The organism is Pluralibacter gergoviae ATCC 33028 = NBRC 105706, from assembly GCF_001598855.1.
In the GTDB taxonomy this organism is placed as follows: Bacteria; Pseudomonadota; Gammaproteobacteria; order Enterobacterales; family Enterobacteriaceae; genus Pluralibacter; species Pluralibacter gergoviae.
Window position 1 is genome coordinate 20,937 of record NZ_BCZS01000029.1, and the last position, 18,175, is coordinate 39,111.

General features: G+C 60.7%; 18 protein-coding genes. 4 read left to right on the top strand and 14 right to left on the bottom strand.

From position 1 onward, the window contains the following. Positions 1-3 precede the first annotated feature (3 nt). From tatA to udp, 8 genes are all read right to left on the bottom strand, one after another. Positions 4-264, bottom strand: a complete 261-nt coding sequence (gene tatA / locus ENGE1_RS21060) for a Sec-independent protein translocase subunit TatA (RefSeq protein WP_043081604.1) — start codon at positions 262-264, stop codon at positions 4-6. A 74-nt stretch (positions 265-338) separates the two neighbouring features. Beyond that, positions 339-1,979, bottom strand: coding sequence for a ubiquinone biosynthesis regulatory protein kinase UbiB (ubiB, locus tag ENGE1_RS21065; protein ID WP_048254845.1), 1,641 nt, complete (start codon positions 1,977-1,979; stop codon positions 339-341). Further along, positions 1,976-2,581, bottom strand: a complete 606-nt coding sequence (gene ubiJ / locus ENGE1_RS21070; protein WP_045289365.1) for a ubiquinone biosynthesis protein UbiJ — start codon at positions 2,579-2,581, stop codon at positions 1,976-1,978. Before ubiJ ends, ubiB begins: the two co-directional genes overlap by 4 nt. 12 nt (positions 2,582-2,593) lie before the next feature. After that, positions 2,594-3,349 carry a bifunctional demethylmenaquinone methyltransferase/2-methoxy-6-polyprenyl-1,4-benzoquinol methylase UbiE gene (ubiE, locus tag ENGE1_RS21075; protein ID WP_043081601.1) on the bottom strand — a complete coding sequence of 252 codons (756 nt, stop codon included), beginning with the start codon at positions 3,347-3,349 and terminating at the stop codon, positions 2,594-2,596. Between the two features lie 75 nt (positions 3,350-3,424). Continuing rightward, positions 3,425-4,828 carry a DNA recombination protein RmuC gene (rmuC, locus tag ENGE1_RS21080; RefSeq protein ID WP_048254843.1) on the bottom strand — a complete coding sequence of 468 codons (1,404 nt, stop codon included), beginning with the start codon at positions 4,826-4,828 and terminating at the stop codon, positions 3,425-3,427. Positions 4,829-4,898: 70 nt separating this feature from the next. Next, the gene (locus tag ENGE1_RS21085) at positions 4,899-5,300 is read right to left on the bottom strand and encodes a type II TA system antitoxin MqsA family protein (protein ID WP_048254841.1); all 402 of its coding nucleotides are present in this window, start codon (positions 5,298-5,300) and stop codon (positions 4,899-4,901) included. Between the two features lie 2 nt (positions 5,301-5,302). Beyond that, positions 5,303-5,611 carry a type II toxin-antitoxin system MqsR family toxin gene (locus ENGE1_RS21090; RefSeq protein WP_043081599.1) on the bottom strand — a complete coding sequence of 103 codons (309 nt, stop codon included), beginning with the start codon at positions 5,609-5,611 and terminating at the stop codon, positions 5,303-5,305. A gap of 125 nt (positions 5,612-5,736) precedes the next feature. After that, the gene (gene udp, locus ENGE1_RS21095; RefSeq protein ID WP_043081598.1) at positions 5,737-6,498 is read right to left on the bottom strand and encodes a uridine phosphorylase; all 762 of its coding nucleotides are present in this window, start codon (positions 6,496-6,498) and stop codon (positions 5,737-5,739) included. Positions 6,499-6,752: 254 nt separating this feature from the next. Between udp and ENGE1_RS21100 the strand changes: the two genes are divergently transcribed. After that, positions 6,753-7,562 carry a dienelactone hydrolase family protein gene (locus ENGE1_RS21100; RefSeq protein ID WP_048254837.1) on the top strand — a complete coding sequence of 270 codons (810 nt, stop codon included), beginning with the start codon at positions 6,753-6,755 and terminating at the stop codon, positions 7,560-7,562. Positions 7,563-7,604: 42 nt separating this feature from the next. On the opposite strand, the gene ENGE1_RS21105 is transcribed toward ENGE1_RS21100, so the two are convergent. Further along, on the bottom strand, positions 7,605-9,557 hold the full coding sequence (locus ENGE1_RS21105) for a glycoside hydrolase family 3 protein (protein ID WP_053075608.1): 1,953 nt from the start codon (positions 9,555-9,557) through the stop codon (positions 7,605-7,607). 219 nt (positions 9,558-9,776) lie between these two features. After that, positions 9,777-12,038, bottom strand: a complete 2,262-nt coding sequence (metE, locus tag ENGE1_RS21110) for a 5-methyltetrahydropteroyltriglutamate--homocysteine S-methyltransferase (RefSeq protein ID WP_048254836.1) — start codon at positions 12,036-12,038, stop codon at positions 9,777-9,779. A gap of 230 nt (positions 12,039-12,268) precedes the next feature. On the opposite strand from metE, the gene metR reads away from it, so the two are divergent. After that, entirely contained in the window at positions 12,269-13,222 is a 954-nt protein-coding gene (gene metR / locus ENGE1_RS27230; protein WP_048254834.1) for an HTH-type transcriptional regulator MetR, read from the top strand. Here metR and ENGE1_RS21125 read toward each other — a convergent pair. Next, positions 13,110-14,009, bottom strand: a complete 900-nt coding sequence (locus ENGE1_RS21125) for a carboxylate/amino acid/amine transporter (protein ID WP_045289372.1) — start codon at positions 14,007-14,009, stop codon at positions 13,110-13,112. The genes metR and ENGE1_RS21125 overlap by 113 nt on opposite strands. Positions 14,010-14,189: 180 nt before the next feature. Here ENGE1_RS21125 and ENGE1_RS21130 point away from each other — a divergent pair, with 180 nt between their 5' ends. After that, positions 14,190-14,963: an EAL domain-containing protein gene (locus tag ENGE1_RS21130; RefSeq protein ID WP_053075607.1), complete on the top strand. Its 774-nt coding sequence runs from the start codon at positions 14,190-14,192 to the stop codon at positions 14,961-14,963. On the opposite strand, the gene yigL is transcribed toward ENGE1_RS21130, so the two are convergent. Both yigL and pldB read right to left on the bottom strand, forming a co-directional pair. Next, a complete protein-coding gene (gene yigL, locus ENGE1_RS21135; RefSeq protein ID WP_048254833.1) occupies positions 14,954-15,760 on the bottom strand; it encodes a sugar/pyridoxal phosphate phosphatase YigL in 807 nt (268 codons plus the stop codon). The two genes, ENGE1_RS21130 and yigL, sit on opposite strands and share 10 nt — an antisense overlap. 36 nt (positions 15,761-15,796) lie before the next feature. After that, positions 15,797-16,789, bottom strand: coding sequence for a lysophospholipase L2 (gene pldB, locus ENGE1_RS21140; RefSeq protein WP_045289374.1), 993 nt, complete (start codon positions 16,787-16,789; stop codon positions 15,797-15,799). Positions 16,790-16,899: 110 nt separating this feature from the next. Here pldB and rhtB point away from each other — a divergent pair, with 110 nt between their 5' ends. After that, the gene (gene rhtB / locus ENGE1_RS21145; RefSeq protein WP_043081590.1) at positions 16,900-17,520 is read left to right on the top strand and encodes a homoserine/homoserine lactone efflux protein; all 621 of its coding nucleotides are present in this window, start codon (positions 16,900-16,902) and stop codon (positions 17,518-17,520) included. Here rhtB and rhtC read toward each other — a convergent pair whose 3' ends face one another. Next, complete coding sequence (rhtC, locus tag ENGE1_RS21150) at positions 17,521-18,141, bottom strand: threonine export protein RhtC (RefSeq protein WP_043081589.1); 621 nt, start codon at positions 18,139-18,141, stop codon at positions 17,521-17,523. Between the last annotated feature and the right edge of the window lie 34 nt (positions 18,142-18,175).

The following is an 18,175-nucleotide window of genomic DNA, read 5'->3' on the forward strand; positions in this document are numbered from 1 at the left end:
GGATTACACCTGCTCTTTATCGTGACGCTTCGCATCGTCTTTTGCGGCCTCAGCCTGCTTCTCAGCGAGTGATTTCTGTTCGAAATCAGCATCCTGCGCCGATGCGTCTTTTTTGCTCTTGTCGTCATCATCGCCCATGGCCTTCTTAAAGCCTTTGATGGACGCGCCTAAATCCGAGCCCAGCGAACCCAGCTTTTTGGTGCCAAAAACCAGCACCACCAGGAGAACAACGATCAACAGCTGCCAAATACTGATACCACCCATACATATTCCTCTGTGTCAGATGATAGTGAAGTCCGATAGTGCACAATATGTGCACCTGTAAGCAAACGCAAAATTCAGCGCCCTTTCCGCCACCCGACCAGCCAGGCTATCGCTCCTGCGCCCATCAGCCAGACGGGATGGAATCCCCACTCGGGCCGGTTGATGAGCAGAAGCGTACCGCTCAGCACCAGCACCGCCCCTACGCCGAACAGGTAGCGGGACTGCCCCTGGCGCACGTGGTAAGTTTCCAGCTCGCGGGCGATTTTATCAATACTGCTCTGCAGGCTCTTGCCCTGGCGCAAACTGTTATAAATCAGTTCGGGGATTTCCGGCATCTTTTCTACCCAGAACGGCCCTTTTTCCTTCAGGGAACGCACCAGCGCCGGAATGCCGACCTGATCTTTGATCCAGGATTCGAGGAAAGGCTTCGCCGTTTTCCATAAGTCTAACTGAGGATAGAGCTGACGGCCCACACCTTCAACGTAAAGTAATGTTTTCTGAAGCAAAACAAGCTGCGGCTGGACTTCCATATTAAAGCGCCGCGCGGTGTTAAACAGGTTAAGCAGCACGTGGCCAAAGGAGATCTCCGCCAGCGGCTTCTCAAAAATCGGCTCACAGACGGTGCGGATAGCAAATTCAAACTCCTCGACGTTGGTGTCTGCCGGCACCCAGCCGGAGTCCACGTGCAGCTCGGCCACCTTGCGGTAATCGCGATTGAAAAAGGCGATAAAGTTTTCCGCCAGGTAGCGCTTATCCTCTCTGTTCAGCGAACCGACAATGCCGCAGTCGATACCGATATACTGCGGATCCTCAGGGTGTTCGCGGCTGACGAAGATATTGCCCGGGTGCATATCGGCGTGGAAGAAGCTGTCGCGGAATACCTGGGTGAAAAACACCTGCACGCCGCGCTCGGCGAGCAGCTTCATGTTGGTGTTCTGCTGCTCAAGGGCGGCCACGTCGTTCACCGGAATGCCGTAGATGCGCTCCATCACCAGCATATTCTGGCTGCAGTAGTCGGAGTAGACCTCCGGTACGTAGAGCATCGGGCTGTTTTCGAAGTTGCGCCGCAGCTGAATGCCGTTGGCGGCCTCGCGCAGCAGGTCCAGCTCGTCGAGCAGGGTCTTTTCATATTCGCGGACCACCTCGCGCGGGCGCAGGCGGCGGCCGTCAGGCAGCAGTCGCGGCACCCAGCGGGCAAGGCGATAGATAAGCTTCATGTCCGCCTTGATCACCGGCAAAATGTCCGGGCGGATCACTTTGATCACCACCTCTTTGCCGCTGTCTTTAAGCCTGGCGGTGTGCACCTGGGCAATGGAGGCCGAAGCCAGCGGCTCAATCTCAAAATCGTCGAACCAGGTTTCTACCGGCACGTTGCCCATCGACTGCTCGATCTGCTTCTTCGCCAGATGACCGTCAAAGGGGGCTACGCGGTCCTGCAGCATCGCCAGCTGATCGGCAATCACCGGCGGGAAAAGATCGCGCCGGGTGGAGAGCATCTGGCCAAATTTGATCCATACCGGGCCAAGCTCCTGCAGCGCCAGGCGCAGGCGATGCCCAAGCTCTTTATCTTTGTGGCGATTGGGCATCCAGAACAGCATGCGCCGCCAGAGTCGCAGCGGCAGCGTGATGCGCATTTTGGGGATGAGCTCATCCAGCCCGTAGCTCAGAAAGGTGTGGACGATGAAGTAGAGGCGCCGAATTTCTCCTGGCGTCATTTGCCCTCCAGTTTTTCCAGTCGCCTGGCCAGCGCGTCAACGTCACGCGCAATGGCGGCGCTCTCTTCGGCAAACCAGGCCACCTCAAGCGGACCGGGCGCCATGCGCCACTCTTCGGTGAGCGCTTCGGCAACGTAGCGCTGCTGGCGCTGAAAGCCGCGCAGCAGGAAATGCGCGCCGCCGCGCAGGGTTTTACTGACGCCTTCGGCGACGATATCGCCGGTATAAGGTGCGAGTAGTTCAGCGGGATCCAGCTCTGCCAGGTCCATCAGCGCCACCAGGTTCTGCACCACCTGCAGGTCTCCCTGCACCTCAAGATCGCCGCTGCGGATCAGCGCCGTGAGCTGTTGGCGGTTGCGCAGCTGGGGCAGCACGCCCAGGCGAGTCGTGACCGTACAGTCCGCCTCGTCTTCCCACGCGCTCAGGACATCGATCTGGCGTTCGCTGAAGGCGAGCACCAGCGGCGAGGAGAACTCTTTCAGCTCGATGCGCAGCACCTTGCCGAACAGACGCTGGCGCGCCGGCTTTAGCGCACCGCTGCGCCACAGGAAGGCGTTGAGGGCGCCTTCAATGCCGGCGGTCAGCAGAGGTTGAAAAGGCATGCCTTACTCCTGTCAGAACTTGTAGCCGCGGTGCAGGGCGACGATGCCGGCCGTCAGGTTGTAGTAGTCGACGTTCTCAAAGCCCGCCTCCTGCATCATGCCCTTCAGCGTCTCCTGGCCCGGATGCATGCGGATAGACTCCGCCAGATAGCGGTAGCTTTCGGCATCTTTCGCCACCAGCTCGCCGATGCGCGGCAGCACGTGGAAGGAGTAGGCGTCGTAGGCCTTGCTCAGCGGCTCGATAATCGGCTTTGAAAACTCCAGCACCAGCAGGCGTCCGCCGGGCTTGAGCACGCGATACATCGAGCGCAGGGCCTTATCTTTGTCTGTAACGTTGCGCAGGCCAAATGAGATGGTGATACAGTCAAAGGTGTTATCCGGGAACGGCAGGGCCTCAGCGTTGGCCTGCACGTACTCGACGTTGCCCACCACGCCGATATTGCGCAGCTTTTCGCGACCCATTTTTAGCATTGAGTCGTTAATATCGGCCAGCACGACCTGCCCGGTTTCACCGACCAGACGCGAGAACTTCGCCGTCAGATCGCCGGTGCCGCCCGCTAAATCCAGAACCTTCTGACCGCGACGCACGCCGCTGCAGTCGATAGTGAAGCGCTTCCATAAGCGATGAATGCCGAACGACATCAGGTCGTTCATTACGTCATATTTTGCGGCGACAGAGTGGAATACATGCGCCACCATGTCCGCCTTCTGCGCTTTAGCTACCGTCTGGAAACCAAAGTGCGTCGTGTCCTGTGAATCTTCAGCCATCTCAAGCCCGCCTGTTGAAAATTGTTCCGCGAATGTTCCCCGAGTGTAACAGACTGCGGCCGTTTCCCCTATGGTTCAAGCGTGCTGAGCGCTGCTTTGCGGGTCCTCTGCAGACCCCTCGGCGATAGCGTCGGACTCCGGAGCAGTAGCCTGCTCCACCAGCTCCGGGTTAATGTCGCGCTTGACCTCGACGCCAAGCTCGCGAAAGGACTCCGCCTGCGCCAGCAGGTTGCCCCGGCCCGAGGCGAGCTTTTTCATCGCCTGACGGTAGCTCTCCTGGGCCTTATTCAGCCCCTGACCGACGGCGCTCATGTCGTCGACGAACAGGCGCATCTTGTCGTACAGGCGGCTCGCCCTGTCGGCTATCTGCTGGGCGTTGCGGCTCTGGTGCTCGTAGCGCCACAGGTTAGCGATGGTGCGCAGCGCCACCAGCAGCGTAGTCGGGCTGACCAGCATGATGTTGTTCTTCAGCGCCTCGGTGATAAGCTCCGGCTGGCGGTCGATGGCCAGCAGAAACGCCGGCTCGACCGGAATAAACATCAGCACGTAGTCCAGCGACCGCAGGCCCGGCAGCTGCTGGTAGTCTTTGCGTCCCAGCAGGCGAATGTGGTTGCGCACCGAGGCGATATGCTCCTGCAGGGCGGCCTCGCGTACGTACTCCTCGTCGGCGTTGAAGTAGCGCTCGTAGGCCACGAGGGTCATCTTGGCGTCAATCACCACGTCTTTCCCCTGCGGCAGGCGGACGATGACGTCCGGCTGCATCCGCGAGCGGGCGTCGGTTTCAATGCTGACCTGGGTCTGGTATTCGTGGCCTTCGCGCAGGCCGGAGGCTTCCAGCACCCGGGTCAGCACCACCTCGCCCCAGTTGCCCTGGGTTTTATTGTCACCTTTCAGGGCTTTGGTCAGGTTAACGGCCTCCTGGGCCATCTGCGCATTAAGCTGCTGGAGATTGCGAATTTCGTGGGCCAGCGTGTGGCGCTCCCGCGCCTCCTGGCCGAAGCTCTCCTGCACCTGGCGGCGAAAGCCGTCGAGCTGCTCGCGCAGCGGCGTCAGCAGGCCGTGCAGGCTCTGGCGATTCTGCTCATCAACCCGGCGATTACTCTGTTCAAAGATGCGGTTGGCGAGGTTTTCAAACTGCTCGGAGAGGCGCTGCTCGCTGCTGACCATCTGGCGGATCTTGTCTTCCGCGTGCAGCTGCGTCGACTCCAGGCGGGTCGTAACCTCGCGCAGATCGGCCTCCAGGGAGGTGTTGATCTCCCGCAGGCTGCGCAGCTCGTTATTCAGCAGGTCGCACTCCTCGCGCCAGTGGCCGTTCTGCGCCAGCTGCTGCTCGGCGGTATTAAGCGCGATCTCCAGATCGTGACGCTCTTCGGTAAAGTCGGCCCGCAGCCTGTCGGCGTGGGATTTTGTCGCCAGCCAGCCGAACGCGGCTCCGACCAGCAGCGCCACGGCGGCGCTTATTATCAGAGAGATGTCCACCCTACCTCCTGCATCGACGGCTTATCGGCACAGGATAGAGGGAACTGTATGAATGTCCAGCAGGAAAGTATCACGCCTGCCTGAGCTCATCAAAAAGTTCGGGATGTTTATCAAAGTCTTTAAACAGTAGTACCAGCGGCCGCGGCGGCGCGACCTTACCTGTTTCATAGCGGCTAAATGCGTTTACGCCCCCACCGAAGAACTCCGCCGCCTGACGCTGGTCGAGATTTAAGCGTCGACGTACTGCCGCAATAAATGCCGGATCGACTTCGCTGGCATTTACGCTTTTCCGAAAGTCGTGCATATGGCGGGCATATCTGTCTCCCTCCTCGCCGTCGAGCAAAATTTCACCGCAGGCGTCGCAGAAATCGCCTGTTAACGCATAAATTGTGGTGTTCTGATCTTTGTACGCGCGGATAACATCTCTGGTTTCCGTCTTCAGAACGCTGCTGCCGCAAAAAGGGCATTTCATGGTTATCGCTCCTTCAGGGACACAATGAGTACATCCCCCTGCACAATCAGCTTCAAATAGATTTGTCGCTGATGCCGGCCAACGCGATAAACATCATGCCAGATTGTGCGATCGTGATAAGCAGTCCTGCTTTTATAAAAGTCATAAGGTTTCAGGGAGTTGATAAGACTGGCAATACTGACGGCTAAGGGAAAGCTAAACCCGAGTAAGGCGGCACCGTCGAAAGCGTTTGCAGTTACCCTCAATTTACCCTGAGACACCATCAGCTTAACGATATGCAGTCGGGTATGAGGTGTTTTTTTCTCCCTCACTATTAACCTAAAAGGTTTATGTCACAACCAGGTTAATAAGTTCTACCCGTCCGGAAAGGGTTGACCTACAAAAAACCCTGCGCGAAGCAGGGTTTATGAAAATTTTGCGAAGAGATACGAAAAAACTACAGCAGACGCCGCGCCGCCTCGACGACGATGTTGACCGCATGGCTTTCGGTCTGCTTCATGGTTTCCGCGTTCGGGATCTCCTGCTGGGTGCGGTTGACGATGACGCCTGCCACCATCCCCGCGCGCAGCCCCTGACTGGCGCACATGGTCAGCAGCGTAGCCGACTCCATTTCGTAGTTCATGACGCCCATTGCCTGCCACTCTGCCATGGAGCCTTTGAAGCTGCGCACTACCCGGCCGGAGAAGGTGTCATAGCGCTCCTGGCCCGGATAGAAGGTGTCGGAGGAGGCGGTCACGCCGATGTGGGTGGTGGCGCCGACGGATTTTGCCGCCTCGACCAGCGCGGTGGTGCAGGTAAAGTCCGCGACCGCCGGGAACTCCATCGGCGCAAAGTGCAGGCTGGCGCCGTCGAGGCGCACGGAGGCGGTGGTTACCAGCACGTCTCCCACGTTGATATGCGGCTGGATAGCGCCGGTGGTGCCCACGCGCAGGAAGGTACGAATGCCGAGCTGCGCCAGCTCTTCGACGGCGATGGAGGTCGACGGGCCGCCAATGCCGGTGGAGCAGATGATAACCGCTTTGCCGTCCAGCTCTGCGCGCCAGGAGGTGAATTCACGATGCGATGCCAGCTTAACCGGCTTATCCATCAGCGCGGCGATCTTTTCCACACGCTGCGGATCGCCCGGGACGATAGCGAGCGTGGCCCCCTGTAAATCAGCTTTGGTGAGGCCGAGATGAAAAACATCAGACGTAGACATAAAAACTCCTCTCTGGGTCCAGTTGTCAGCAGAAGCAAAGTGGCACTTTACCGGAGCGAATGGCCAATTTTAGTGACAGCCATCACTGTGATAAAAAATTATTGCATTGATTTCCATTGTTAAAGTGATGTAAATCACACTAATAACCGATAGCACCCCCCGCCGTAGTTAAAATAGCCCTTTTCTGCCACTGTGGGTGTTTGATCTGCGGTCTATAGTTATCTTTGCGCTAAATCACCGGTACGGAGAATACCATGACTGAAAAAACCGGATTTGCACCTGCAGCTGCACCCCACGCCACCACGCCTGTACAGACCCCCGCCGGGGAGCTTCTGACCGGCGAAACCTCTGTCCCTACCCGGGGAGAGAGCATGCCTGCCTGGCACGCAAGGCCGAAAAACGCCGACGGGCCGCTGCCCGTGGTCATCGTTATCCAGGAAATTTTCGGCGTCCATGAGCACATTCGCGACGTCTGCCGCCGGCTGGCGAACGAAGGTTATCTGGCGATTGCGCCGGAGCTCTACTTCCGCCAGGGCGATCCCAATGACTATGCCGATATCCCCACCCTGCTGAGCGGACTGGTAAGTAAAGTGCCCGACTCGCAGGTACTTGCCGATCTTGACCACGTCGCCAGCTGGGCATCGCGCAACGGCGGCGACGCCCATCGCCTGATGGTGACCGGCTTTTGCTGGGGCGGACGCATTGCGTGGCTGTACGCTGCCCATAATCCGCAGCTCAAGGCCGCGGTCGCCTGGTACGGCAAACTGGTCGGCGACAAAACGCTGAATACGCCGAAGCATCCGGTGGATGTCGCCGTCGATCTCAACGCCCCGGTGCTCGGGCTGTACGGCGCCCAGGATACCGGCATCCCGCTGGAGAGCGTCGAGACTATGCGCCAGGCGCTCAGGGCGGCCAACGCCAGCGCCGAAATCATTGTCTATCCGGAAGCCGGACACGCGTTTAACGCCGACTACCGCCCGAGCTACCACGAGGAGTCAGCCAAAGACGGCTGGCAGCGCATGCTGGCGTGGTTTGCACAGTACGGCGGTAAGAAGACGTCGTAATGCTCTCCGGCCCGGCGAACGCCCGTTCGCCGGGCCTTCTGCTTACTGTAGACCGTATCCCGTCGGATACAGCGGCTTCTCGCTATCCTGCGGCGAGGCCGGGTGCTGCTTAAGTACGCTCGCCATCGATGACGGCAGTTCAAACGGCAGCTTCGCCGTAAAGGGCTTTCCGTCGGTAAGCGCGCCGAACAGCACCGCATCGCTGACGCCAAAGTTGCCGATCAGCACCGAGGCTTTCCCGGCAATCGGCGTCAGTACCGCAGGCCGGTCGAGCCAGACGGTGGCGATAACCGGCGTCTTTCCGGCAGCGCGTACCGCCTGCAGATCGGGATTATCGTCGCTGAACGCCAGCGAGCCTTCGTGATACTGGGCGCCGAAGAAGTAGTTCTTATGCGGCTGCTCGTAGGGCGCAACCGCCCGCACCAGCGCCACGTCCGCCGCTTCCGGTTTGTCCACCACGATGAAGCCCGCCTCCTGAGCCGCCGCCGGGCTGATGTTGTGCAGCCAGACCTTCTGCCCCTTCTTCAGCGGCAGCAGCGGCGCCTTTTTCTCCAGCAGCACCAGCGCGTCGCGCTGGGCCCTGTCCGCCTCCGCCTGCCAGCCGGCGTTGGGCAGCGTTTTTGCCGCCGCCGCCGGATCGACGTACGGGTTCTCAAACAGGCTGAGGGCAAACTTCTGTTCGAGGATGCGCACCGCGGATTCATCCAGCCGCGCTTCTTTAATGCGCCCTTCCGTCACCGCCTGCACCACCAGCGCGCTGTCCGCCACGCCGCCGAACTGGTCAATACCGGCATCGAGCGCTTTAGCAAAGCGCTCGACTTTGCTGAGCTTCTCAACGCCCCACGGCATTCCTAAGCTGCTGGGATCCGGCTCTTCGCCCGCAGGATGACCATTAATGCACTTCTCGTTACAGTCGTCGGTGATCAGCCAGTCGCTGATGATCACCCCCCTGTAATGATATTTTTCCCGCAGCAGATCCTGCAGCAGGAAGCTGTTGAAGCCGCCGCCGACCTGTTCTACCTCAACGCCGTTATGCTTGAGATCCTTAAGGATCGAGTAGGTGGGCATCACCCCCGCGACGTTCGCCTCAAAGGCGCCGGTAAAGGGCAGTATGTGGTCGTCGAGGCCGCGGTCGGTGAAATCGGCATATTTACCGTAGCTGTTGTGGCTGTCGTAGCCCTTTTCAGCGGCGCCGTAGCCAACCCAGTGCTTAACCACCGCGCTCACGCTGTCGGCATTGAGCCCGGCTCTCCCGTTCTGCATGCCGGTAATATAGCCGCGCACCATGCGCTTAATCAGTTCGGGATCGTCGCCAAAGGTGCCGGTAACCCGCGACCAGCGCGGTTCGGAGGCAATATCCGCCATCGGCGACAGCGCCTGGGTGATACCGAGCACCCGGTACTCCTGGCGGATAATATCCGCATAGCGTACGGTGCGGGCCTCATCGCCGATAGCGGCGATACCCAGCGCTTCCGGCCATTTTGAAAAACCGTCGCTATCGGCGTTCGCCCCGTACTCGTAGGTATTGCGGGGATCGAGGCTGATCGTCACCGGGATGCCCAGCCGGGTTTTTTCTGCGATCGCCTGCAGCTGGTTATTTTGCTCCGCCAGCGAGGCGGGCGAGGTGGTCAGGCGAGTAATAAAGGTATTCACTTTATCGTCAACAATCATTGCCCTGACGGCGGGCAGATCGTAGACCTCTCCCCGGCCGATAACGCTGCCGGGCGCGGGCGCCGAACCGTGCATCATCACTCCGGCCTTCTCCGCGATAGTCATCCGCGATACCAGATCTTCTGCCCGCTGCCTCGGCGTCAGGCGCCAGTCTTCATACGGTGTCAGGGCACCGTCCTTGTTGAGATCTTTAAACGTGAGGCTGCCCTGCTTAATGATATCGCTACCGCGTGCGCCGAGCGTCGGCTGGTCGGCGGCCAGGGCGGTAAAGGGGATAGCCAGGGCGAGCGTTATGGCGTTGGCGATAAATCGCGTTTTCTTCATCAGCGTGCTCCTTGCAGATTGATGGGGAATAAAAACAAAAAAACCCGAGCGCGCCCGCCGCGTTTATGCGGCTGGCCCACTCAGGTTTTGCTCATCGGCGTACCGCCGACGATAACAATCCAGTTTTAACGCCCGCAGACTAGCACGTATTCCCCGACGCTTCGCAAGGACAGGCTGAATATGTGAGTCAGCAGGCAGTATCCCCCACCGGGCAGAGCGTTACGCCTCGCGCAGGTTCTGCGCCGCCTTCACCATATTGGCCAGCGCCGCGCGGGTCTCCGGCCAGCCGCGGGTCTTCAGGCCGCAGTCCGGGTTGACCCACAGCCTCTCGGCCGGAATACGTCGGGCCGCCTTCTTCAGCAGATCTTCAATCCACGCTACGCTCGGCACGTTCGGCGAGTGGATATCGTACACGCCGGGCCCAATTTCGTTGGGATAGTCGAACTCCTCGAAGGACTCCAGCAGCTCCATGTCGGAACGCGAGGTTTCGATGGTGATCACGTCGGCGTCCAGCGCGGCGATCGCGTCCATGATGTCGTTAAACTCGCAGTAGCACATGTGGGTGTGGATCTGCGTCTCATCCTTCGCCACGGCGGCATTGATGCGAAACGCCTCCACGCCCCACGCCAGGTACGCGTCCCAGTCGCTGCGCTTGAGCGGCAGCCCTTCGCGCAGGGCCGGTTCGTCAATCTGGATGATGCCGATACCGGCGGCTTCCAGATCCGCCACTTCATCGCGCAGCGCCAGCGCTATCTGCTTCGCGATGGTTTCCCGTGAGACATCTTCGCGCGGGAACGACCAGCAGAGGATGGTCACCGGCCCGGTCAGCATGCCTTTCACCGGCTTATCGGTGAGCGACTGGGCGTATTTCGCCCACTCAACGGTGATCGCCTGCGGACGGCTGATGTCGCCAATCACCACCGGCGGCTTCACGCAGCGCGAGCCGTAGCTCTGTACCCAGCCGTTCTGGGTAAAGACGAAGCCGTCGAGGTGCTCGCCGAAGTACTCCACCATGTCGTTGCGCTCCGCTTCGCCGTGCACCAGCACGTCGAGGCCGAGGCGCTCCTGCTCGGCGATAGCCTGCTTAATATGCTCCGCAATGCCGGTGCGGTAACTGCCGCCGTCCCGCAGCCCTTTTTTGAATTCGAGGCGCAGGCCGCGAATTTCGGTGGTCTGCGGGAACGAGCCGATGGTCGTGGTCGGCCACGCCGGCAGATTAAAGCGCGCGCGCTGGGCCACGGCGCGGGTCTGATAATCGCTGGCCCGCTGGCTGTCGCGGGCGGTAATTGCCGCCAGCCGCTGTTCAACCGCCGCGTTGTGTACCCGCGTTGAGTGGCGGCGGGCGCGGATCGGTGCGCTCCATTCATCAATGGCGGCGGTGCCGCCGCCGTTCAGGGCATCGCGCAGCAGCGCCAGCTCGCGGCACTTCTGCAGGGCGAAGGCGAACCAGCTTTTAACTTCTTCATCCAGCCGGGTCTCGACGCTCAGATCGATAGGGCTGTGCAGCAGGGAGCAGGATGAGGCCACCCAAAGTTCGCGTTGGCCGACAAGCGCCTGCACCTGGGCGTACTTGTCGCTCAGATCGGCGCGCCAGACGTTGCGGCCGTTAATCAGCCCGGCGGAGAGCAGCCAGCCTTCGGGCAGGCGCCGGTGCAGTTCGGCCACGCTGTCTTTGCCGTGCACCAGATCGACGTGCAGACCCTGCACCGGCAGGGCGGTGATGGTGTCCAGGTTTGCGCTGATGCCCTCAAAGTAGGTGGTCAGCAGCAGCTTAACATGGCCCTGCAGGGCGTCGTACGCCGGCTTGAAGGCGTCAAGCCACGCCTGCGGCAGCTCCAGCACCAGCGCCGGCTCGTCAATCTGCACCCACTCAATGCCGCGCTGCGCCAGCTCGCCCAGCACCTGCTGATACACCGGCAGAATATCGTTCAGCAGGTTGAGGCGGTCAAACGCCTCGCCCTTCACCTTACCGAGCCACAGATAGGTGACCGGCCCCAGCAGCACCGGCTTCACCCGGTGGCCCAGCGCCAGCGCCTCGTCGACCTCCTCCAGCAGCTGCGTCCAGGTCAGGCGGAACTGCTGGCCGCGGGTAAACTCCGGCACCATGTAGTGATAGTTGGTGTTAAACCACTTGGTCATTTCCGCCGCCGCCGCCGGCTCGCCGGTCGGCGCCCGGCCCCGGCCAATGCGGAACAGGGTGTCGATATCCACCGATCCATCCTGATTCTGATGACGCGCCGGCACGTTGCCGAGCAGCAGGCTGGTGGTCAGAACATGATCGTACCAGGCAAAATCGCCCACCGGCAGCAGGTCAACGCCCGCCTGCTTCTGCTGAGCCCAGTGGCGGGCGCGCAGTTCGCGGCCAACGGCCAGCAGATCGTCCCGGCTGCTGTTGCCCGCCCAGTAGCTCTCCTGCGCTTTCTTCAGTTCGCGACGCAGGCCAACGCGGGGAAATCCGAGGGTGTGAGTAATAATGGTCATGGTTGCCTCTCCTTAATGAAATTCTCTGGATTTCGTGTTGCGGCAAGGCGGCAAGGTAGTCCATCGCCGGGAGCTTACTGAAGTAAGTGACCGGTGTGGGCTAGCGCAGACAACGCGGCAGCGGCACGAAAGACGACGAATTTAGCCGTCCAGATGTTTACACATCCATAATTCGCAAGTACTGTATCTTCCTCAAGCGCAAATTACTCATGCCGAAGTGAAGGACTTTCATGATCGAGATTAAACACCTGAAAACGCTGCAGGCATTACGGAACAGCGGGTCGCTGGCGGCGGCGGCGACCGTGCTGCACCAGACCCAGTCCGCGCTCTCGCACCAGTTCAGCGATCTGGAACAGCGCCTTGGCTTCCGGCTGTTCGTGCGCAAAAGCCAGCCGCTGCGCTTCACGCCGCAGGGCGAGATCCTGCTGCAGCTCGCCAATCAGGTGCTGCCGCAAATCAGCAGCGCGCTGCAGGCCTGCAATGAGCCGCAGCAGGCCAGCCTGCGCATCGCCATCGAATGCCACAGCTGCATTCAGTGGCTGACCCCGGCGCTGGAGAACTTTCGCGGCCACTGGCCGCAGGTGGAGATGGATTTTAAATCCGGCGTGACCTTCGATCCGCAGCCCGCGCTGCAGCAGGGAGAGCTGGATATCGTGCTGACCTCGGATATTCTGCCGCGCAGCAGTCTGCACTATTCGCCGATGTTTGATTATGAGGTGCGCCTGGTGCTGGCCCCGGACCATCCTCTGGCGGCCAAGGCGCGCATCACGCCGGAGGATTTAGCCAGCGAGACGCTGCTTATCTATCCGGTACAGCGCCAGCGGCTGGATATCTGGCGCCACTTCCTGCAGCCCGCCGGCATCAGCCCGTCGCTGAAAAACGTCGATAACACGCTGCTGCTGATCCAGATGGTGGCGGCGCGCATGGGCACCGCCGCCCTGCCGCACTGGGTGGTGGAGAGTTTTGAACGTCAGGGGCTGGTCGTCACCAAAACCCTCGGCGAGGGGCTGTGGAGCCGGCTGTACGCCGCCGTGCGCGACGGCGAGCAGCGTCAGCCGGTCGTTGAGGCGTTTATTCGCTCAGCGCGGAACCACGCCTGCGATCATCTGCCGTTTGTGCGCAGCGCGGAGCGACCCAGCGTCGATGGACCCACAGGGACGCCAGGATCACCAGGGCACCAATGATAAAGCTCGGCCAGTGCGGCGGCCGGTGCCAGATGGCGAAGTTAACCAGCAGTCCGGCCGGGACGTGCATATTGTTCATGATGCCCAGCGTCCCGGCATCCACCTGGGTAGCGCCGTAGTTCCACATAAAGTATCCCAGCCCCGAGGCGACCACGCCAAGGAATACCAGAATTCCCCACTGCAGCGCCGTTTCCGGCATTTTGTGCGCGTCGCCGAGCGCCGCCCAGCCGATAAACGCCACGACCAGCGCCCCGAGATAGAACCAGGCGAAGGCGTTGTGCTGGGGCATTGGCCGGGTCTCCATCAGCCGCTTGTAGCCCACCATGCCGATGGCGAAGCTAATATTGGAGAGCTGAACCAGCAGCAGACCGGTCCAGAAGTGGTCGGTGACCTGGTCATAGCGAATGATCCCGGCGCCAATCACCGCCAGCAGGGCGCTGAAGGCATAGCCCCAGCGCAGGCGCCGCCGGCTCATCAGATCGTAAATCAGGGTGATGTAGAGCGGCGTCAGCACGGTGAACAGCAGCAGTTCGGAGACCGTCAGATAGAGATAGGCGCGGAAGCTCAGCATGTACATCACGCCGAGCTGCATCGCCCCCACCAGCATATAGAGGCCAACGGTTTTGATATCGTGGCCGCGGGTGCGTAAAAACGGCAGAAAAACCAGCGCCGCCAGGCCGACGCGCGCCAGCACGGCGAAATAGCTGTCCACGTGTCCGGCAAGGTACTCGCCAAACAGGCTGAACGAGAAGGCCCACAGCAGGGTAGTGACGATCAGTAACGGCACAATAAGTATCCCGAAAATTAGCAGTCCGCCATTGTAGCGAAGAGCAAGGTTGACAGCTGAACAAATACCAGGCAACTGAATGAGCACTTTCCTGGCAAGAATTGATCCGCCAGCGCTATGCGCCCGCCCGGCGTCGCGCGAGAATTCTTTAACCTCAACCTTTGACAGGGATTTATCGTAATGGAACGTAATACGTCTGCCGCGCTACCGTCGGCAGACGCGCTGAGCGCGGCGCTGGATCGGCACCAGTTGGTGGTGTGGTATCAACCGATCGTGGAGGTTGAGAGCGGGCGGGTCGCCGGAGCGGAAGCGCTGATCCGCTGGCCGCAGCCGGACGGTAGCCTGCTGCTGCCAGACAGCTTTCTCCCCCAGGCCCGCCGCGCGGGGCTGCTGAGCCGCATTACGCACCGGGTGACGGCGCTGGCGTTCGCCGATCTCGGCGAGTGGCTGCACCAGCATCCGGCGATGCGCCTGTCGATCAATCTTGAGCCGGAAGATTTCCTCAATACCGATCTGCTGGAGCATCTCAGCCTGCGCTGCCGGCAGTACGGCGTGGAACCGCAGCAGATAGCGCTGGAGATGACCGAGAACAGCGCTATCGATCCGCAGGCGATCGCGCCGATCGTCGGCCAGTACCGCGCCGCCGGGCATCCGATCTACCTTGATGATTTCGGCAGCGGCTACGCCAACTTCAGCTACCTGCAGGCGCTCACCTTTGACGTGCTGAAAATAGACCGCGCGCTGGTAGAGCCTTTACCTGACAGAAGCCTGCTACCGCAGATCGTCGCCCTGGCGCGCTCGCTGTCGCTGGAACCGCTGGCCGAGGGCGTGGAGACCCGGGCGCAGCATCACTGGCTGCGGGCGCACGGCGTGAAATATGCGCAGGGATGGTTATACGGTAAAGCCCTGCCGGGCAGGGCTTTCATTGAGGAGAGCGAGAAACGCTACGCCTGATGCAGATAAAGCCTGCGCAGGTAGTGCGGCACGGCGTCATCGGCGTTGGAGCCTATCACTTCCAGCTCGGGGTGCAGGTCCTTCAGGCGCTGGTGGGCGCTCTGCATAATGCAGCCTTTGCCGGCCATTGACAGCATCTCGGCGTCGTTCATGCCGTCGCCAAAAGCAATACAGTCCGCAAGCGAATAGCCCATCTTCTTCGCCACCGCCTCCAGGGCGTGGCCTTTTGATACCCCGCCGGCCATCACTTCAAGACAGGTCAGCGTCGAGAAGCTGACGTTCACCCGATCGCCCCAGCGGGCGTTGATCGCCTGCTCCAGCGGCAGCAGCACGTCGTGGGTCTGGGCGATGAAGAACACTTTGCTGATGCCTTCCGGCTCCAGCAGGCCCGGCTCAAACAGAGCGTAATTAAATACCGCCTCTTTGAAAAAGCGCATCTCTTCCGGACGGGGCCGGTTCATAAACCAGTCGTCGTTGCGGTAGACGTTGGTCACGATATCGGGATTGTCATTCACTACGCCGAACAGATCGGCGGCGATATCGCGATCGAGGTTGTGGGCAAACACCAGGTTGCCCTCCAGATCGTGCACCCGCGCGCCGTTGGAGGTGATCATATAGGCCCTGATGCCCAGCCCGTCGCGGATCTGTCCGACGTCGATATGGTGACGTCCGGTGGCAAACACAAAGTTAACGCCCTGCTCCGTCAGCAGCTTCAGGGTCTCTTTGGCGTAGGGGGACAGACTGTGATCGGGACTGAGGAGCGTGCCGTCTAAATCAGACGCGACAACCTGGTACATAATTCAACCTTTCAGTAAAAGCGGCCCGGGGCCGGATTAATCATGCCGATGAAAAAAATCGACGATGGCGTGTAGCGCGACTGAGCGCAGGGTGTCCTTTTCAAAAAGGATCTCATGGTAGGCGCCTTCAATGACCAGCGGATGGCCGCCCTCGCAGGGGTGCCCCGCCGCGGCGCGTATCTCACAATAGCGGTCGTGGGCGCGATTATCCACCACCCGCTCATCTTCCGCCTGAATCAGCAGGGTCGGCGTTTTCTCCTCCGCCGCGCCGGCCAGCACCTGCTCCCCGGCCAGCACACTTTCGCGCACCCAGTGCCAGGTCGGGCCGCCGACGCGCAGATCGGGGTTATCGGCATAGAAGCCGAGGTTGCGCCGGTAGCGGCCCCGGCTGTGGGTCAGCACGTTGAGGCCAAACGGCAGCGGATGCCAGCGCCCGGTGCCCATCGCGTAGCTTTCGCGAATGCGCTGGTGGCCCTCGGACCAGTCGAGCAGCTGGCGCACCATCCAGTCGGGCAGGCGAATGATAATGCCGAACATCGGCGCGCAGAGGGCGATGGCGTCGCAGGCGCCGGGGTGGCGCTGCAAAAAGAGCGTGGCGATAGCGCCGCCCATCGAATGGGCCAGAATATAGCGTCTGCGCCACGGGCCGCTTGCCACCTCCTGCTGCCAGAAGGCGTCGAGGTCATCGACATAGTCGCTGAATTTTTCTACGTGCCCCCGGTGGCTGTCTTCGAGCATGCGCCCGGAGAGCCCCTGGCCGCGGTGGTCAATGACCAGCACATCAAAGCCGCTGTAGAACAGGTCAAATGCCAGCTCGGCGTACTTAACGTAGGCCTCAATGCGCCCGGGGCAGACCACGATGACCTGGTCATGTTCGGGCGCGCGAAAGCGGATAAAGCGGATCGAAACGCCGTCCACGCCGGGCATAACGCCCTCTTCGCGCCGGCGCCAGAAATCGTTCAGCGGGCCGGTGGTAAAAGCGGCAAACGCGTTTTCTCTTGTCTTCCAGTCCATTTGCTGCCGAAACATCGGGCTTAAACCCCAGTTAACCGCTGAAAATCGTCATTTTTAACAGGACAGTCACTTCGCCTGCACAATAGCGTATTGTGGCATAAAAACAGACAACCAGGGAGATTCTGATGACCTTTGAGTGGTGGTTCGCCTATCTGCTGACGTCCATTATTCTCAGCCTCTCGCCGGGCTCCGGCGCGATTAATACCATGACCACCTCCATCAGCTACGGCTATCGCGGGGCGGCGGCGTCGATTGCCGGGCTGCAGACCGGACTGGCTATCCATATCGTGCTGGTGGGCGTCGGGCTGGGCACGCTGTTCTCCCGCTCGCTGCTGGCGTTTGAGGTGCTGAAGTGGGCCGGCGCCGCCTATCTTATCTGGCTGGGCATTCAGCAGTGGCGCGCCGCCGGGGCAATCGATCTCAATACGGCGGCGAAGGTGCAGCACCGCGGACACCTGTTTAAGCGGGCGGTATTTGTGAACCTCACCAATCCGAAGAGCATCGTCTTTCTCGCCGCGCTGTTTCCGCAGTTCATCATTCCGAATCAGCCGCAGGTGATGCAGTACGCGGTGCTCGGAACGACGACCATCGTGGTGGATATCATCGTAATGATCGGCTATGCCACCCTGGCGCAGCGCATAGCCGGATGGATCAAAGGCCCGCGCCAGATGAAGGCTCTGAACAAGACGTTTGGATCGCTGTTTATGCTGGTGGGCGCGCTGCTGGCATCGGCGCGCCACGCCTGATCAGCGGGAGATAATCAGGTGGATGCCGAAGCCGGCAAACAGGGTGCCGGCCACGCCGTCGATCCACTTCGCCGCCCGCTGATAGCCGCTGCGCATCGCGGGTAGCGCAAACAGGCTCGCCACGACGGTAAACCAGGCGAGGGTTTCGATGACGATCAGCAGGAAGATGCCCCAGCGCGCGCCGCTGCCGACGCTATCGCCGACAAACAGCGAGAACACTGAGCCGAAGTAAATAATCGCCTTTGGATTGGCGAGATTGGTCAGCAGGCCTTTGAGAAAGCTTTTGCCGCTCTGCGCCAGCTCCACCTGCGGCGCCGCGGCCGTGGTTTCGCGCTTCTTCAGCGCCCCGCGCAGCATCTGATAGCCCATCCAGCACAGGTACAGGCCGCCGCCGACCATGATGATGTTGTGCAGCCAGGCCATTTTCTCGATGATCAGGTGCAGGCCCAGCAGGGCAACGCCCGCCCAGACCATCACCCCGCAGGTGATCCCCAGCACGCCCATCATCGCCTCTTTGCGCGAGCGGCTAACGGCGGTTTGCGATACGAAGAAGAAATCCGGGCCGGGGCTGACCAGCGCAATCAGGTGCACGGCGGCCACGGTGAGAAACAGCATCAGCATAGGAGACTCGCAGGAAAAGAGTTCAGTAAGCCAT

Excerpts from the sequence above, each read along its gene's own strand:
- rhtB (WP_043081590.1), top strand. The coding sequence starts at position 16,900 with ATGACCTTTGAGTGGTGGTTCGCCTATCTGCTGACGTCCATTATTCTC.
- ENGE1_RS21100 (WP_048254837.1), top strand. The coding sequence starts at position 6,753 with ATGACTGAAAAAACCGGATTTGCACCTGCAGCTGCACCCCACGCCACC.
- ENGE1_RS21085 (WP_048254841.1), bottom strand. The coding sequence starts at position 5,300 with ATGAAATGCCCTTTTTGCGGCAGCAGCGTTCTGAAGACGGAAACCAGA.
- tatA (WP_043081604.1), bottom strand. The coding sequence starts at position 264 with ATGGGTGGTATCAGTATTTGGCAGCTGTTGATCGTTGTTCTCCTGGTG.
- ENGE1_RS21105 (WP_053075608.1), bottom strand. The coding sequence starts at position 9,557 with ATGAAGAAAACGCGATTTATCGCCAACGCCATAACGCTCGCCCTGGCT.
- ENGE1_RS21130 (WP_053075607.1), top strand. The coding sequence starts at position 14,190 with ATGGAACGTAATACGTCTGCCGCGCTACCGTCGGCAGACGCGCTGAGC.
- yigL (WP_048254833.1), bottom strand. The coding sequence starts at position 15,760 with ATGTACCAGGTTGTCGCGTCTGATTTAGACGGCACGCTCCTCAGTCCC.
- udp (WP_043081598.1), bottom strand. The coding sequence starts at position 6,498 with ATGTCTACGTCTGATGTTTTTCATCTCGGCCTCACCAAAGCTGATTTA.
- pldB (WP_045289374.1), bottom strand. The coding sequence starts at position 16,789 with ATGTTTCGGCAGCAAATGGACTGGAAGACAAGAGAAAACGCGTTTGCC.
- ubiB (WP_048254845.1), bottom strand. The coding sequence starts at position 1,979 with ATGACGCCAGGAGAAATTCGGCGCCTCTACTTCATCGTCCACACCTTT.
- ubiE (WP_043081601.1), bottom strand. The coding sequence starts at position 3,349 with ATGGCTGAAGATTCACAGGACACGACGCACTTTGGTTTCCAGACGGTA.
- metE (WP_048254836.1), bottom strand. The coding sequence starts at position 12,038 with ATGACCATTATTACTCACACCCTCGGATTTCCCCGCGTTGGCCTGCGT.
- metR (WP_048254834.1), top strand. The coding sequence starts at position 12,269 with ATGATCGAGATTAAACACCTGAAAACGCTGCAGGCATTACGGAACAGC.
- rhtC (WP_043081589.1), bottom strand. The coding sequence starts at position 18,141 with ATGCTGATGCTGTTTCTCACCGTGGCCGCCGTGCACCTGATTGCGCTG.
- ubiJ (WP_045289365.1), bottom strand. The coding sequence starts at position 2,581 with ATGCCTTTTCAACCTCTGCTGACCGCCGGCATTGAAGGCGCCCTCAAC.